Annotated in this window: 5 protein-coding genes; 2 read left to right on the top strand and 3 right to left on the bottom strand. The window is 60.3% G+C overall.

The features are described 5' to 3' along the window. Window positions 1-69 precede the first annotated feature (69 nt). Window positions 70-933, top strand: a complete 864-nt coding sequence (uspL, locus tag ACA053_RS12825; protein ID WP_497317626.1) for a universal stress protein UspL — start codon at window positions 70-72, stop codon at window positions 931-933. Window positions 934-1091: 158 nt separating this feature from the next. On the opposite strand, the gene ACA053_RS12820 is transcribed toward uspL, so the two are convergent. Next, window positions 1092-1562 carry a DUF1289 domain-containing protein gene (locus tag ACA053_RS12820; RefSeq protein ID WP_109630366.1) on the bottom strand — a complete coding sequence of 157 codons (471 nt, stop codon included), beginning with the start codon at window positions 1560-1562 and terminating at the stop codon, window positions 1092-1094. 408 nt (window positions 1563-1970) lie between these two features. Here ACA053_RS12820 and acnB point away from each other — a divergent pair, with 408 nt between their 5' ends. Then, window positions 1971-4580: a bifunctional aconitate hydratase 2/2-methylisocitrate dehydratase gene (gene acnB / locus ACA053_RS12815; RefSeq protein WP_497318228.1), complete on the top strand. Its 2610-nt coding sequence runs from the start codon at window positions 1971-1973 to the stop codon at window positions 4578-4580. A 304-nt stretch (window positions 4581-4884) separates the two neighbouring features. On the opposite strand, the gene ACA053_RS12810 is transcribed toward acnB, so the two are convergent. Both ACA053_RS12810 and ACA053_RS12805 read right to left on the bottom strand, forming a co-directional pair. After that, window positions 4885-6165: a serine/threonine transporter gene (locus ACA053_RS12810; protein ID WP_109630360.1), complete on the bottom strand. Its 1281-nt coding sequence runs from the start codon at window positions 6163-6165 to the stop codon at window positions 4885-4887. Window positions 6166-6489: 324 nt separating this feature from the next. Next, window positions 6490-18258, bottom strand: a complete 11769-nt coding sequence (locus tag ACA053_RS12805) for a peroxidase family protein (protein ID WP_497395786.1) — start codon at window positions 18256-18258, stop codon at window positions 6490-6492. Window positions 18259-18277: the final 19 nt, after the last annotated feature.

The raw sequence follows: 18277 nt of genomic DNA, 5'->3' as shown, positions 1-18277 counted from the left end.
TACCGGTTTGGCGGCGAAGAACTATAGTTGTCCAACGCAGTATTTTTTACCTTCCTGGAGATCCCGATCATGCAAGCCATTCGCAGCATCCTGGTGGTCATCGAACCCGAACACTCGGAAAGCCTGGCGCTCAAACGGGCCAAACTGATTGCCGGCGTGACCCAGGCGCATCTGCACTTGCTGGTGTGCGATCGCAAGCATGACCATAGCGGCATGCTGGGAGTGCTCAAGGCAGCCTTGATCGAGGACGGTTATAGCGTCACCACCGAGCAGGCCTGGAATGAGAGCCTGCACGAAACCATCGTCGATGTGCAGCAGGCGGAAGGCTGCGGACTGGTGGTCAAACAGCACTACCCCGACAGCCCGCTGAAAAAAGCCCTGCTGACCCCGGCGGACTGGAAATTGCTGCGTTATTGCCCGACCCCGGTGCTGCTGGTGAAAACCTCGAAACCGTGGACCGGCGGCGTGATTCTGGCGGCCATTGATGTTGGCAATACCGATGGCGAGCACCGCACCTTGCACGCCACCATCGTCGATCACGGTTACGACATCGCCAGCCTGGCCAAGGCCCGTCTGCATGTGGTCAGCGCCCATCCGTCACCGATGCTGTCGGCCGCGGACCCGACGTTACAGCTCAGTGAAACCATCGAGGCGCGCTATCGCGAACAGTGCAAATCGTTCCAGGCCGAGTTTGATATCGATGATGAACACCTGCACATAGAGGAAGGTCCGGCGGATGTGTTGATTCCGTACATGGTCCACAAGCTTCAGGCGGCGGTGACGGTGATTGGGACGGTCGCGCGGTCAGGGTTGTCCGGGGCGTTGATCGGGAATACGGCGGAGGTGGTGCTGGATGCGGTGGAGAGCGATGTGCTGGTGCTGAAGCCGGATACGATCATGGATCATCTGGAAGAGATCGTTACTCAGCATTGAGACAGGCGGTGCCCCTGTGGCGAGGGGATTTATCCCCGTTCGGCGACGCAGTCGCCGCAAAACCGGCGCACACGGTATGTCTGATCCATCCGGGTGCCTGATTTTGGGGTTGCTTCGCAACCCAACGGGGATAAATCCCCTCACCACAGGTTATGTATTCAACCGCCGAAGGCGTCTCTCAGGAAACCCGGCGCGATGTAGCGTTGGTAATGCGCCTCGGACAGCAAAAAGAATTCCCGATCAATGGCATCGCGCAGTTCCGGCAGGTTCCAGTCGCGAAACTCCGGCATCAGCACCATCCCGTAGGCTTCCAGGTTGTTGATGACCCGCGCACCACGGGCGATCAGCTGATACGCCCAGCAATATTCCGACTGATGCGGCACAAAGCGAATCTTGCGCTGCTCCAGCTGCAGGCGCAGGCGCTGGGGGTCGAAAACTTCCAGTTTGCTGGCCATCACCTGGGACAGCAACTGCTCAAGACGCAGCCACACCGCGCGCTTCTCCTCCTCGTTGTAACCATTCCAGTTGATCACTTCATGGTGGAAACGCTTGCAACCACGGCACACCAGATCACCGTAAACAGTGGAACAGAGGCCGACGCAGGGGGTCTTGATGGTCTGATTGGGCATAGGTAGGCAAAACACGGGAAAGCAGAACAGGCCGGCATGTTAGCCCTTTGTCTAACATTGATCACCCCTCAATCTTGAGGGGCTAACTTACCTTTAATTTTTTTTTGCCGTAGAATCAGCCAGCCTTTTAAGGCGCCAATGTCCGTTAGAAGCTGTTTTCAAAGCGTCACGAGCACAGTCGTTCCTTCAGAGCGGAGTTGGCGAAGGGTTTTTCCAGCGGGGAAAAGCGCTACGCCAACCCTCATCAGCTCCCCGTTCTGCAGGCGTAAAACTTTGAAAGCAGCTTCTGTAAGGAATTGTCGGTAATTCTGGCTAAGTGGCCCACAACGCCACGCAGCGCATGAGTACGGCAATTTCGGGATGAGCGTCCCGGACACCCATTTGGGACCACTGATGAGGGTAATAACTGTGCTTGAAGCCTACCGCAAACATATCGAAGAGCGTGCAGCACTGGGTATCGTTCCCCAGCCGCTAAACGCCGAACAAACTGCAGGCCTGGTCGAGCTGCTGAAGAATCCCCCGGCTGGCGAAGAAGCTTTCCTCGTTGACCTGATCACCAATCGCATTCCGCCAGGTGTGGACGAAGCAGCCTATGTAAAGGCCGGTTTCCTGTCTGCACTCGCCAAAGGCGAAGCAAAATCCCCTCTGATCGACAAGAAACGCGCTGTTGAACTGCTTGGCACCATGCAAGGCGGCTACAACATCGTGACCCTGGTCAATCTGCTGGACGACGCCGAACTGGCGCCAGTCGCTGCCGAAGAACTCAAGCACACCCTGCTGATGTTCGACGCGTTCCACGATGTTGCTGAAAAAGCCAAGAACGGTAACGTTCACGCAAAAGGCGTGCTGCAATCCTGGGCTGACGGCGAGTGGTTCAAAAACCGCCCTGTGCTGGCCGACAAGATCAGCCTGCGCGTGTTCAAGGTCACCGGCGAAACCAACACCGACGACCTGTCCCCTGCTCCGGACGCCTGGTCCCGCCCGGACATCCCGCTGCACGCCCTCGCCATGTTGAAAATGGCTCGTGAAGGCATCGTGCCTGACGTCCAGGGCGTCACCGGTCCGATGAAGCAGATTGAAGAAATGCGCGGTCAAGGCTTCCCTATCGCCTACGTCGGTGACGTGGTCGGTACCGGTTCTTCGCGTAAATCCGCCACCAACTCGGTGCTGTGGTTCTTCGGCGACGACGTTCCGTTCGTACCGAACAAGCGTGCCGGCGGTTTCTGCTTCGGCAGCAAGATCGCTCCGATCTTCTACAACACCATGGAAGATGCCGGCGCACTGCCAATCGAATTCGACGTTACCAACATGAACATGGGCGACGTGATCGACCTGTATCCGCATGCTGGCAAAGTCTGCAAACACGGCACTGACGAAGTCCTGACCACCTTCGAAATGAAGACTCCGGTACTGTTGGACGAAGTTCGTGCCGGCGGTCGTATCCCGCTGATCATCGGTCGCGGCCTGACCGACAAGGCCCGTGCCGAACTGGGCTTGGGCCCTACCGACCTGTTCAAGCTGCCTGAAGCACCTGTCGACACCGGCAAAGGCTTCACCCTGGCACAGAAAATGGTTGGCAAGGCGTGCGGTCTGCCAGAAGGCAAAGGCGTTCGTCCTGGCACCTACTGCGAACCGAAAATGACCACCGTCGGCTCTCAGGACACCACCGGTCCTATGACCCGTGACGAACTGAAAGACCTGGCGTGCCTGGGCTTCTCGACCGATCTGGTGATGCAGTCCTTCTGCCACACCGCGGCGTATCCTAAGCCGATCGACGTGACCACCCACCACACCCTGCCAGACTTCATCATGACCCGCGGCGGCGTTTCCCTGCGTCCGGGCGACGGCATCATCCACAGCTGGCTGAACCGTATGCTGCTGCCGGACACCGTCGGCACCGGTGGTGACTCGCACACCCGTTTCCCGATGGGCATTTCGTTCCCGGCCGGTTCTGGCCTGGTAGCGTTCGCCGCAGCCACTGGCGTTATGCCGCTGGACATGCCGGAATCGATCCTGGTGCGCTTCAAAGGCAAAATGCAACCGGGCGTCACCCTGCGTGACCTGGTTCACGCCATTCCATACTTCGCGATTCAGGCTGGCCTGTTGACCGTTGAGAAGAAAGGCAAGAAGAACGCCTTCTCCGGCCGCATCCTGGAAATCGAAGGCCTGGACAACCTGAGCATCGAACAAGCTTTCGAGCTGTCCGACGCATCGGCTGAACGTTCGGCTGCCGGTTGCACCATCAAGCTGTCGAAAGAATCGATCACCGAGTACCTGAACTCCAACATCACCCTGCTGCGCTGGATGATCGGCGAAGGCTACGGCGATGCGCGTACCCTGGAACGTCGCGCCCAAGCGATGGAAGCCTGGGTTGCCAACCCTGAGCTGATGGTTGCCGATGCTGACGCCGAATACGCTGAAATCATCGAAATCGACCTGGCTGACATCAAAGAGCCTGTGCTCTGCGCGCCAAACGATCCGGATGACGCCCGTCTGCTGTCCAGCGTTGCTGGCGAGAAGATCGACGAAGTGTTCATCGGTTCGTGCATGACCAACATCGGTCACTTCCGCGCTGCCGGCAAGTTGCTGGATCAGGTCAAGGGTCAGCTTCCAACCCGTCTGTGGCTGTCGCCGCCGACCAAAATGGACGCTCACCAGCTGACCGAAGAAGGCTACTACGGCATCTACGGCAAGGCCGGCGCACGCATGGAAATGCCAGGCTGCTCGCTGTGCATGGGTAACCAGGCACGTGTAGAGCCGAACTCCACCGTGGTGTCCACGTCGACCCGTAACTTCCCGAACCGTCTGGGTGACGGCGCGAACGTCTACCTGGCTTCGGCCGAGCTGGCGTCTGTTGCTTCCATCCTGGGTCGCCTGCCGACCGTCGAGGAGTACATGGAATACGCTGGCAAGATCGACAGCATGGCGGCTGATGTTTACCGCTACCTGTCCTTCGACCAGATCGCCGAGTTCCGTGAAGCTGCTGCGAACGCCAACATCCCGGTCGTTCAAGCCTAACGCTGCAACGCAATAAAAAACGCCGCCCATCGTGAGATGAGCGGCGTTTTTTTATGCCTGGTTTTTTGTGTAAGCGCACGCATTCTCCCTGTGGGAGCTAGCCTGCTAGCGATGGACGTCAACGATTACGCGTGTGGTCTGACTGAACGCGGTGTCTGGGTGTCCATCGCTAGCAGGCTAGCTCCCACAGGGGTTCCGGGTACATCTGCAAGAACCGACACTCACCCCCAAAAAAAACGGCCAACCCGCAAAGCGGATCAGCCGTCATTCATTCCAGCAAATCAAATCAAACGAGCTGCACTGATCAGGCACTCAGCGAATAAATCAACGCGGAAATAGCCACCAAACCCACCGCCGTCACGAAGACGTTGGACGCCTGACCGCGATAACGCGCCATTGCCGGCACTTTGCGGATCGCGTACATCGGCATCAGGAACAGGATCGCCGCGATGACCGGACCGCCGAGGGTTTCGATCATGCCGAGAATGCTTGGGTTCAGGGTCGCGACAATCCAGCACACCACCAGCATGAACGCGGCGGTCATACGGTCCAGCGTTTTCGGCGCCGGGCGTTTACCGCTTTTGACGATCAGGCCTTTGAGCCCTTCACTGGCGCCGATGTAGTGGCCCAGGAACGACTTGGAAATCGCCACAAAGGCAATCAACGGTGCTGCGAAGGCGATGGTCGGGTTGCTGAAGTGGTTGGCCAGGTACGACAGGATCGACAGGTTTTGCGCCTTGGCTTCGGCCAGTTGCGCTGGAGACAAGGTCAGCACGCAGCTAAAGACGAAGAACAGCACCATCACCACCATCAAGGCGTGGGCGCGGGACAGGATCTGCGAGCTGCGTTCTTCAGCGTGTTCGCCGTAGCGACGCTTCTGGTCCACTGCGAACGCCGAGATGATCGGCGAATGGTTGAACGAGAACACCATCACCGGAATCGCCAACCACAGCGTGTGCAGCAGCGCCGACGGCTCAGGCAGGGTTGACGCCGTGGCCAGGATGCCGCCGTTCCAGTGCGGGATCAGGAACACCGCGAGGAACAGCAGCGCCACGATGAACGGATAGACCATCAGGCTCATGGCCTTGACGATCACCTGCTCGCCGCAACGCACCACCGCCAGCAAGCCGAGGATCAGCACCAACGACAGCACGGCGCGAGGTGGCGGCATGATGTGCAGTTGATGTTCGAGGAAACTGCCCACGGTATTGGTCAGGGCCACGCTGTAGATCAGCAGGATCGGGAAGATCGCGAAGAAGTACAGCAAGGTGATCAACGCACCGGCCTTGATGCCGAAGTGCTCTTCCACCACTTCGGTGATGTCCGCGCCTTCGCGGCCGGACAACACAAAGCGGGTCAGGCCACGGTGTGCGTAAAAGGTCATGGGGAACGCCAGCACCGCCAGGATCAGCAACGGCCAGAAACCGCCCAGCCCCGCATTGATTGGCAAAAACAGGGTACCGGCCCCGATGGCCGTGCCAAACAGGCCCAGCATCCAGGTGGTGTCATGGCGATTCCAGCTAGTGAGAGTCGCTGGTGCCGCCGCTACATAGCGTTCGTCGACGCTATTGGCCTGATCATTCATCCGGTGGGATCTCCGCATTCCGGTCATTTGCTACCCGGTCAGGACGAGTCGGAAAATCCGACGGGCAGCGCCCTGGCCGAAACAGGGGCGCGATTGTCCGGGATTAATGAACGGAAGCAAAGACTTAGCTGAGGAGTGGTTGTGCGGATCAGATTTTCTGGCGCCCCCTCCAATAGACGTTTCCATAGGTTTTCAACATTATCTGGACTTGTTTCACGCTGGTTGAACGGCTACTGGAGTGCTTCACAGATGATAAAAAAAGGGAGGGCATCCATTGCCCTCCCTCCTCTGTACACGCTCCCTGCAGCAATACCGATCAGAACCTCAAGTAGCCAAAATGAAGTCCGAAACAGTGACTGTCGTTGCGTCGGCCACCCCTATCAGGCGGATGGACTCAGCTCCTGCGGAGCTGATCAAGGTATCCGCACCGACATCGGTGATGATGACGGTGGCGGCAAAGGTCGCAGCTGTGACGCCGAACGAGGAAATATCGAGCAGGTCCTGGCCTCCCGCCGCGTTGGCATCGAAGTTGAAGATCTGATCGGCCCCGAAGCCCGCTGCGAACAGGAAGATATCGTTCCCATTGCCGGCATCCATGAGGTCGTTGCCGGCACCACCCGTGACCGTATCGTTGCCAGCACCGCCATCGATCAAGTCATTGCCGTTGCCACCCAACAACGTGTCGTTACCGATACCGCCGAGCAGCGTGTCGTTGCCATCGCCACCCTGGAGCAGATCGTTGCCGGTACTGCCATCCAGGCGGTCGTCACCCAGCCCGCCGAGCAGCGTGTCGTTGCCGAGGTCACCATTGAGCGTGTCGTTACCACCGTTGCCGGTGAGGATGTCGTCGCCGCTGCCACCATTGAGGGTGTCATTACCTGCCCCGGCGGTGATGACGTTGTCCGACACGTTGCCGTTGCCAACGAAGTTGCCGACGCCGGTGTAGGTCAGGTTCTCGACGTTGGCGCTGAGCGTGTAGCTGGCCTGCGACGCCTGCACGGTATCCGTACCACCACCCGCCACTTCTACCACCGCGTCTGCGGTTGTATCGACGATGTAGGTATCGTTGCCGGCGCCCCCAACCAACTGGTCAGCGCCCGCGCCGCCATTGAGGACGTCGTTCCCGACCCCGCCGGTCAGGGTGTTGGCCAGCGCATTACCGGTGCCGGTGAAGTTGCCGGCTCCGGTGAAGGCCAGGTTCTCGACGTTGGCACCCAGCAAGTAGGCGGCCAGACTGGTTTGCACCAGATCGGTACCACCGCCCAGCGCCTCGATGACGGTGTCACCGACGTTGTCGACCACAAAGGTGTCATTGCCGATACCGCCGTTCATGACATCCGCGCCGAGCCCACCGTTGAGGGTGTCGTTGCCGCTATCACCATTGAGGGTGTCATTACCTGCACCGCCGGTGAGGGTGTTGGCCAGCGCGTTACCGGTACCGGTGAAGTTTCCGGCTCCGGTAAAGGTCAGGTTTTCGAGGTTGGCACCCAGCGTGTAACTGGCCAGCGATGTCTGCACGGTATCCGTACCGCCACCCGCCAATTCAACCACCACGTCCGCTGCAACATCGACGACGTAGGTATCGTTGCCGGTTCCCCCAACCATCTGGTCTGCACCCGCACCGCCATTAAGCACGTCGTTACCGGCACCGCCCGTGAGGGTGTTGGCCAGCGCATTACCGGTACCGGTGAAGTTACCGGCTCCAGTAAAGGTCAGGTTCTCGACGTTGGCAGCCAGTACGTAGTTGGCCAGACTGGTTTGCACCAGATCGGTACCGCCACCCAGCGCCTCGACAACAGTGTCACCCACATTGTCGACCACAAAGGTGTCGTTGCCGGTACCACCGTTCATGGCATCCGCGCCGAGCCCACCGTTGAGGATATCGTTGCCGTCCCCGCCACTGAGGGCGTCGTTACCGACCCCGCCGGTGATAGTGTTGGCCAGCGCGTTACCGGTACCGGTGAAGTTACCGGCTCCGGTATAGGTCAGGTTTTCGACGTTGGCGCCGAGCACGTAGCTGGCCAGACTGGTTTGCACCAGATCGGTACCACCTCCCAGTGCCTCGATGACGCTGTCACCGACGTTGTCGACCACAAAGGTGTCGTTGCCGGCACCGCCGTTCATGGCATCTGCGCCGAGCCCGCCGTTGAGGATGTCGTTGCCGTCCCCGCCATTGAGGGCGTCGTTACCGACCCCACCAGTGAGGGTGTTGGCCAGCGCATTACCGGTACCGGTGAAGTTACCGGCACCGGTATAGGTCAGGTTTTCGACGTTGGCGCCGAGCACATAGCTGGCCAGGCTGGTTTGCACCAGATCGGTACCGCCATTCAGTGCCTCGATGACGGTGTCACCGACGTTGTCCACCACAAAGGTGTCGTTGCCGGCACCGCCGTTCATGGCATCCGCGCCGAGCCCACCGTTGAGGGTGTCGTTGCCGTCCTCGCCATTGAGGACGTCGTTGCCGTCTCCGCCGTTGAGAATGTCGTTGCCAGTGCCGCCAAACAACTGGTCAATGCCGGCCAGACCATTGAGCGTATCGTTCCCGCCCAGGCCAAGCAGCACATCGGCACCCGCGCCACCGGTGAGGGTGTCGGCCAAAGCGGTACCCACTAGCACCACGCCAGGCGGTAGCGTAACGGCTGCGGTTGCCGCAGAGGTCACCGTCTCCAGCGTGCCGAAGCCATCGGTATAACGCACGATCACCCGCAGTTGCAGATTGCTCTGCAACAGACCCGGGGTGAACGTCGCAGCGGTCGCTCCGGTGATGTTGGTGAAGGAAGTGCCGATACCTTGCTGCCATTGGAAGCTGAAGGTGCCCAACCCATCCGCATCGGCAATCCCGGCCGTCAGCGCGGTCAGCTCCTGGCCTTGTTCAGGCGTCGTGTCGCTGATCAGCAACGCGCCTGTCGGTGCGTCATTGACGTTGGCCACCGGGTCCGAAGGGTCGGACGCCACGCTTTCGGCCACACCGAAGTCATCCACGTAACTGACCACCACGCGCACTTGATCGCCGACCTGGTCCTGGCCAAGCGTGAACGTGCTCCCGGTGGCGCCGGCGATGTCGACGAAGCTGACTCCATTGGTCGCCTGCCATTGGTAGGTGAACTGCGGAGTGCTGAGGCCATCGACGTCGATGATGCTCGACGGGTCAGCGGTCAACAGTTGGTTCTGCACCAAAAGCCCGTTGACGGTCGGCCCTGCGGTCGGCGTGCTGTTCCCCGACGAGTCGATGATCTCCAGTGTGCCCTTGGTATCCTGATACACCGCCCTGACGCGGATGTTCAGGCCCGCTATATCATCCGCCACCCGGTAGGTGGTGCCGGTTGCTCGCGTAGCTTCGCCGGCAGCAACCACGGTGATGTCTTCATAGATGCCCGTGCCAGGAATGTTTTCGACCTGCCAGTAGTAAGCCACCGCACCGGTCACTGCGCCGGTCGGATTGGCCAGGGTTTGGTTGTCCGCGTCGTGTACCGCCCGATTGCTGACGCGCAGCAACTGGCCGGCGACAGGCGTATCGTCACGCAGACCGGTAGCATCGTCGAGGATCGCCAGATGACCCGATGGGCCTTCGTTCAAGGCGGTGCCCACTCCGGACTCTTGCGCCAGGTCAGAGAACTGCAGACGCTCGATGCCCGTCAGTCGATCGACGCCATCACGCCCCGCCACCAGGTCGGTCACGATAACGGTGTCGCCCTGGACTTCGACAAGGTATTCCGTCGAATTACCCGAGAACACCGCAGTGTCGAAGCGGTCATTGCCGGTCAGAATCTCCCGCACGATGACCAACTGGCCTGGGTTGTAAGTACCGTTGAGCATCAGTGGAACCATCGGCTCCATGCTGTCGAACGTGGCGATTTCCGGGCCAGTGCCATCAATGTTTGCCCGTACGCTGATGCGTACGTTCAACCACTTGTCACCATCGATGATGTCGTCACCACCGCGACCTTCGATAAGGTCGCTGCCGCTGCCACCGAGGATGATGTTGCCGCCGTCGAAGAATGTCGCTCCGGCTGGCAACAGATCAGCCAGGCCGTCGATCAGGTTGATGTTGGTCAACACACTGCCGGTCGCGCCGGCGGTGGGTAGCGAGGTTGCGTCTTCGCTATTACCGCGCAGGAAGTCACCGTGCGCCGACCCCGACAGACCCTCCATGATGTCGAAACGCACGAGCGCCGAGGCACCCGATCCCGGCACCGGAGGTACATCGAAAAAGCGGTCGGTGAAATCGATGGACACGCCTTGGGCAAGGTCCTTGAAAGTCGCCCAGTCATAGCCGGAACCACCGATATAGCGGTCACCGAAGCCGAGACTGCCAACCATGATGTCATCGCCGCCCTCACCGTTGAACTTGTCGTTTTCGCTGGCGCCGATGAACACATCGTGGCCGATGACAGGGTCGTTGCCGAGCGGGTCGAAGTTGTCGCCAGGTGCACCGTCCGAGGTGCCCTTCTCGATCCAGTCGTCGCCTTCGTTACCCATGTCCTGTTCGTTGGCTTTGCTGCCCAGGATGAAGTCGTTGCCCTGGCCACCAATGGCCTCGGACGCGTCCTCGCCGGTGACGATGAAGTCATTACCAAAACCGCCAATGATCAAGTTGACGCCGTTGCCACCGTGCAGTACGTCGTTGCCGTCGCCACCCTGGATGTTATCGTCGCCACCGCGGTCGCTGATGATGTCGTCGCCGGCGCCACCGCGCAGTTGGTCATTACCGTCACCCCCTTCGATGCGATCGTTGCCGCCATCACCCCAGACCGTGTCATCGCCTTCACTGGCGATGAGGATGTCTGCGTTGTTGGTGCCGCCCAGTACGATGTGCTGATCACCGGTGTACCTGATGTAGTTGGTGTCCGGCCCCGCGGTCAGCGGGTTGTCGCGGAACACCACCTGCTCGCCGTTCTCGCCCAGTGGATCGGCATTGCCCAGGCCATCATTGAACTGCTTGCTCTGGTCCCTTTCCAGATAGAACCCCGGGTCCGAGAACACCAGGCCTGGCAAGTGCGTGGCCGAGGTGTTGGCCATGATCAGCTTGGCAAACGAGTTGCTTTCCAGCTCGGCATTCATCGACAGGCCGGAGGTACGCTCCAGATAATAGAAGCGGTCGCCGTCCTGCAGTTTTTCCATCTGGTTCTCGAACACGAAGTTGAAGGTCGAGCCGAGCATGCCGCCGAACGGCGTTTTCTCTTCGGCCAGGCCGCCGATCCAGAGGTCGATGGCATCGACGCCCGTAACGGTCACACCCTTCAGATCGTCGGCAGTCCCCAGCACCCCGTCCTTGCCGGCACGCGTCACGTTGGCCCAGGTGCCAGTGCTGTTGAGGAAGTCCATGCGGTCAGCCGGCGCACCCGTACCACCAAATACCAGCGCCATGGCAGCAGCGCGTTTGGCTTCCAGGGTGGTCGCGGCCGTGATCGTGTCATGCGTGCCATAGGCCGCGATGAAGTTGATCAACGACTCCGGATGTTTGAGGTGTTGAACCAGGTCGACCCAGCTGGTGTAAGGCTTGAGTTGGGTATCACCGGTCTGGCTGTAGATGTCGCGGCGGATCGCGTTGAGTGAGGGAATCCCCACGTCGCGGCCACGGGCGATGTTGATCGCCGGCAGGTCGAGCGGCAAGCCGAGCAGGTTATTGCGCAGCGCCTCGGTCACGAACTCGTCGATTTCGTTACCGGCTTGCCGAGTCACCCCACGGATGATCGCACTGGTCGCATCCTCAGGCGTCACGCCACTGGCGGCGTACGCCAACGGGTTGAGGAACGCCGCGATCAAGCCCAGTTGCTGATCGGGATCAGCGCTGTTCGGATCGCCAACCACGTTGAAATCGACATCGTAGCGATCGACGGTCTCGGTCAGCATCGAGTGGCCAAACCGGTACACGGTGTGAGCGAACTCGGCGACGATCGAGGCATCGAGGTCGACGTCATAGACCTGGGTCGGTGCAAAGAACAGGTCGACTCGGGGCTGAATGGTCCGTGCAAACTCCTCGAACACCAGGTGCTGATACTGCATCTCGGTGCCGAATTTGGCCGCCTGGAACAAACGTTCGCCATTCCACACCAGCGCATCGATCTCGGCCTGGTTGACGGGTAACGCGCTCACCGGAGCCAGCAGCCACTCGTTGAGGAAGGTCAGGTCAGCCGAGTCGAGGACGGTGTCCATCGTCTGCGCAACCAGCCGGTTGTGCTCGGCGTGGAAGATCGCATGCACGGCGGTCAGGCCGATGTTCTCGTTGACCCGGCCGTCGCCGGCGATGTAGTGCGCATCCAGCAACTCGTTGTCGTAGGCCAGGTTAGCCCCGGTCTGCGGATTGACCGGCACTGCGTTGCCTATGTTGGAATCCGCGTCAGGCACGAGCACGCCACCGCTGAACACCGGCGCTGCATTGTGGGCAATGTCGGCGAGGAACTGGTGACCGGTGCGCACCGCATTGGTCAGGTCGACGGGAGCAAGCGGATTGCCTTCGACCAGAACGTCATCCGCCGTGCCGCCAAGACCGTCAGCCCCTTTCATCACAACCATCGGGAAGCCGTTTGGCCCCTTGATGAAGTTGCCATAGGCGTCGGTTGCCAACAACGGGGAGTTATCGACATCGGCATCGGTGAGGCGGATACCCAGAATGTCATTGGCCTGCGCCTTGACTACCTTCCAGGTGGCCATGCCACCGATTTCGCTGTCGTCTGCAGTCCCGAACTTGCCGTCCGTCCCCAGGTCACGGTTAGTGATCAGTCTGCCGGTCGCGATGGGGCCATTGTCAGTCAGCTCATAACCGCGCAGGAAAACCTGGTGCGAGGGGTGCGAGCTGTAGGTCTGGTTCTGGTCCACGAACGGCGTGGTGGTATTCGTGTGCTCACGGACATCGTCGGCCGTGCCGAGCACGCCATCCGCCCCGGGCTGGTTGGTCGCGCGGGTCAGCACCATAAAGTTGGTGTGGCCGCCTGGTACATACAGCGGATCATCCGGTTGCAGCGGAATGTAGACAGTGCCCGAACCGCCCTTGGTAAGCAGGTCCAGACCATGGTCGAAGAACTGCCCGAAGAAGGTCATCCAGGCATTGAACGGCGCGGACAATCCCGCATCCGCGGTGGTGTTCTCGAACAGGTAAACATCGTGGTCGTCGCCCGTACCGAACTGGCCATCCATGCCGGGGCTGGCGACGATCCGCACACCCTCCTTGAGCACGTCATCATTGTCCGGCACGCCATAATTGAGCACTCCGTCCGCCCCCGCGTCGTACGCCGTGGCATAGGCCGCCGGGTTGTTCGACGTCTGGTCGACGATCAGATTACTGATGGTGCGCGGCTGCGAGTCAAACACAGCCCCGCTGGTTTGCTGATAGGACGATCCCGGAATGGCTGGCGAGCCGGGGCCAAAGAATCCTGCAGGAGCACCTTCGGCCGGATTGAACACCGGATCGGTCAGCCGCGGAAAGACGTTATCGGCAGCGCCATACTGGGTGTTGTTGATGCCATTGAGGTTCAACAGGTTGTTGTTCGATCCATCGACCGCACGCAAGCCCAAGGGTGCGCGGATATTCGGGATCAACGAGAGCATGTCCTGACCGGCCGCGTCAGCCTCGGCAATCTTGATCTGATCAAGAATGAAGTTGAGGTCGGAGCGGACCATGTTGAGGCCCTCGCCGCCCGCGGTCGCATCGACGACAGGTGCCTGCGCCACCGGCACAACCGGGGCGCCGGGAGCGACCACGGCAGTCGGTTGCGAGAACACCACTTCTGTCGTGCCATGACCATCCTGGTAGATCGCCTTGACCCGCAACGACAACCCGGCGAGATCTGGAGAGACCTTGAACGAGGTGCCGTCGGCACTCTGGAACGCCAGGTCACCGGCAGGTAGCAGGATGATGTCCTCGAACACGCCAGTGCCTGGATCGGCCTCGAACTGCCAGTAGTAGGACACCGAAGAATTGTTCAGAGTACCCCCGACGTTGTTGGCATCGGTCACCCCGGCCACGCTGACGGTCAGCATGTCGCCCACCGTAATCGCCCCGCCGTTTCCATCGGCAATGGTCGGTCTGCCAACGGGTTGCGCATTAAGCCCCGGCACCAGCACTTGCTGGGTATCGGCGAACTGCAGGCGCTCGATATGCATCAGGGTATCGACGCCGTCGCGACCCACTTCGGTATCGGTCACCGTCCAGACATCGTCCGCCAGGCTGGCCGTGCCGCGGTCGTCCCGTGTCACCACATACTCGGACTGGACGCCGGAGAAAAAGGCGGTATCGAAAGCCGCCCCGCCCGTCGAGGTACCGGGCAGGATTTCCCGTACCGCCTTGAGCTGGCCCGGGTTATAGGTACCGTCCAACATGAAAGGGATCATGTCGACCATGCTGTCGAAACTGGCGATCTCTGGACCGGAATGATTGACATCGCCGGCGTCATAAACCGCAATCCTGACATTGAGCCATTTGTCGCCGTCGATCAGATCATCGCCCCCGCGACCTTCGATCAGGTCACTGCCGTCGCCACCCAGGATGATGTTGCCGGTGGCAAAGCCGGTGGTCGGCAAACCGGCATCCGCCAGAAGCTGCTCCAGACCCCGGATCAACGCCACGTTGGTCAGCGCACTGCCGGTGGTACCACCGTGGTCGACGATAGTGACTGCATCGATATTATCGCCCTTGAGCACATCGCCGAATTTCGAACCGGACAAGCCTTCGACCTCGGCAAACCGGTCGAGGATCGAGGCCGGAGATGCGCCGACCGGATTGAACGGCCCGTTGTTCTGGTTTGGCGCGTTGCCGTGTGGCTGAGCCAGCGCGGCCATGGTCAGATCAACAGTGACGCCGATCCGGTCATTTTTGTGGGTCACCCAGTCGAAACCGGACATGCCGTCCATATTGTCCTGGGCATCGCTGCCGACAAAGATGTCATCGCCACCCTCGCCGATCATTTCGTCGAAGCCAGCACCCCCTATAAAGATGTCGTTGCCGATCACATCGTCGTTGAGCAAGGGCGAGGCGTTATCGCCAGGGGCACCGTCCTGGGTGCCCTTTTCGATCCAGTCATCGCCTTCGTTGCCGGTGGCTGGCAGGTTGGTCTTGGCTCCCAGGATGAAATCGTCGCCCTGACCGCCAAAAGTGGTGCTGATGTCTTCGGTGGTGACGATAAAGTCCTGCCCATCGCCGCCCAGGATCAGGTTGCCGCCAGCCAGCATGCTACCGGCCACGATTACATCGTTGCCGGCATTGCCTTCCAGACGGTTGTCGCCGAACGAGTCAGTAATGATGTCATCGCCCGCGCCACCCAGTACCGCATCGTTCCCGGCGCCACCTTCGAGACGGTCGTTGCCGCCGTCGCCGTAAAGGGTGTCATCGCCGTCACCGGAGATGAGGATGTCATTGCCGGCGGTACCACCGAGGACGACATGGTCTTCACCGGTGTATTGCAGATAATTACTGTCCGCGCCAACGGTGTCGGGATTGTTTCGGATCACCAGTGGCACGATTTCCACGCCGTTGATCATCAGGCCGCCAGTCGGGTCGGCGCCGCCGTTTGCGCCAAGGCCGGTGAACTGATTGGCCTGATTCACTTCCAGGGTGTACGTAGGCGTCAGGAACACGGTGTTCGACAGGTGGGTCACATCGGTGTTGAGCATGATCAGCTTGGCAAAGGAGTTGTTTTCCAGCTCGGTGCCGAAGTTCAGGCCAGCGGTGCGTGACAGGTAGTAGAAGCGATCGCCGTCCTGCAACGCTTCCATCTGGGTTTCAAATACGAAGTTGAACGTAGAGCCGAGCATGCCGCCGAACGGCATTTTCTGCTCGGCGAGGCCACCGACCCAGAAATCGATGTCGTCGACACCCGTGATCGTTACACCCGTCAGGTCATCTGCAGTGCCCAGCACCCCATCCTTGCCGGCCTTCGTCACGTTGGCCCAGGTACCGCTGCCATTGAGGAAGTCCAGGCGGTCAGCCGGTGCACCCGGACCACCGAATACCAGCGCCAAGGCTGCATCGCGTTTGTCGGCCAGCGTGGTCGCCGAGGTAATCGTGTCATGCGTGCCGTAGGCGGCGATGAAGTTAACCAGCGACTCGGGGTGCTTGAGGTTGTCTGCCAGGTCAGCCCAACTGATATACGGCTTGAGTTGGCTGTCGCCGGTTGATGCATAGAACTCACGCCGCGCCTCGTTCAACGTGGGGATGCCCGTGTCGCGACCACGCGCCAGGTTCAGCGCCGGCAAATCGAGCGGCAGACCGAGCAGGTTGTTGCGCAACGCTTCGGTGACGAACTCGTCGATCTCGTTGCCGAGCTGGCGGGTCACACCGCGAATGATCGCCCCTGCCGCTTCGTCAGCAGTGGCCCCGCTTCCGGCGAACGCCAGCGGGTTGAGGAAGGCCGCGATCAAACCCATTTGCGAGTCCGGGTTGTTCGGGTCAGTGAGCAGCGGATTGAATTCGGGGTCGAAACGATCGACGGTCTCGGTCAACATCGAGTGACCGAAGCGATACACCACGTGGGCGAACTCGGCGAGGATGGCCGGGTTGATCGAGGTGTCATACCCGTTGGGTGCAAGGAATGCATCGATCTGCGGCTGAATGGAACGCCCAAACTCCTCGAACACCAGGTGCTGGTACTGCATCTCGGTGCCAAATTTGGCGGCCTGGAACAGGCGTTCGCCGTCCCACACCAAGGCTGAGATTTCGGCGAGCGTCGTCGGCATTGCGGCGACATCGTCCACCAGCCACTCATTGAGAAACGCCAGATCGCCGGCGGCCAGGATGGTTTGCTTGGACTGCTGGACCAGGCGGTTGTGCTCGGAGTGGAACACATGGTGCACGGCGGTCAGGCCAATGTTTTCGTTCGCCCGGCCGTCGCCGGCAATGTAGTGGGCGTCGAGCAGTTCGTTGTCATAGGTCAGGTTATTGCCGCCCGCACCAACGGGCTGCGCATTGCCGACATCGGCGTCGGCATCCGCCTGCAGAACCCCTCCGACGACTACCGGCGCTGCATTGTGGGCGATGTCGTCGAGGAAACCATGCCCGGTGCTTACGGCGCTTGCCAGACTGATCGGAGCATCCCGGTTGCCTTCGACCAGTTGCGTGACGTCATCAGCCGTCCCGGCAATACCGTCGGCACCATTACTGGTGCGCATCACCACCTGAGGCATGCCGTTCGGCCCCCGGATGAAGCTGCCATAGGCATCCGTTGCCAGCAGCGGCACGTTGTGCACATCGAGGTCGGTCAGGTTGATGCCGAGAATGTCACGGGCCTGAGCTTTTACCACTGCCCAGGTCGCCATGCCGCCGCTTTCGCCGTCACCATCATCGGCCGTGCCGAACTTGCCATCGGCGCCGAGATCGCGGTTGGTAATCAAGCGCCCCGTTGCAACAGGGTCACCTGCCGCGTTCAGGACGTACTCGCGCAGGAACACCTGATGCGACGGGTGGGAGCTGTAGGTCTGGCTCTGGTCCACGAATGGCGAGGTGGTATTGGGCTGGCCATCATCGGAAGTGCCGACTAGTCCGTCCGCGCCAGCAGTACGCACAGCTCGTGACAGCACCATGAAATTGGTCGGGCTGCCCGGTATGAACAACGGATCGTCCGGCATCAGCGGAATAAATACGATGTCGGTACTGCTCTTGCTGACCAGGTCGAGGCCATGGTCGAAGAACTGGCCGAAGAAAGTCATCCACGAGTTGAAGCCGGCGGTCAGACCCACGTCCGGCGACTCGTTGGGGATAAAGAACACTTCCTTGTCGTCGTCCGTGCCGAACACGCCATCCAGACCGGGGCTGATGATCGGGGTGGCACCGCCGTTCGCCGCAACCGCGGCCGGGTTGTTGGCGGTCTGGTCGTTAATCAGGTTACTGATAATCCGTGGCTGCGGGTCGACCACCGTCCCTGTCCCGGCGTACGACGCACGATACGAAGCATCAAGCAGGCGCAGGAAGGAATTGTCCGCAGCGCCAAACTCGCTTTGCCCGGCGACCAGGTTGTTGAAACTGCCATCGACGGTTCGCAGGCCGAATGGCACCTGACTGTTGGGTAATAAATCACCAAGGCTGGTTCCGTTGGCATGCGCTTCTGCGATGAAGATTTGCTTGAGGATGAATTCCAGGTCCGACTTGTTGAAATTGGCCATTTCGATTGCCCTCGATCTA

It is taken from the genome of Pseudomonas sp. LBUM1672 (genome assembly GCF_059695655.1).
The sequence above is the reverse complement of the archived record's forward strand: the minus strand, read 5'-3'. Positions and strand labels throughout refer to the sequence as shown.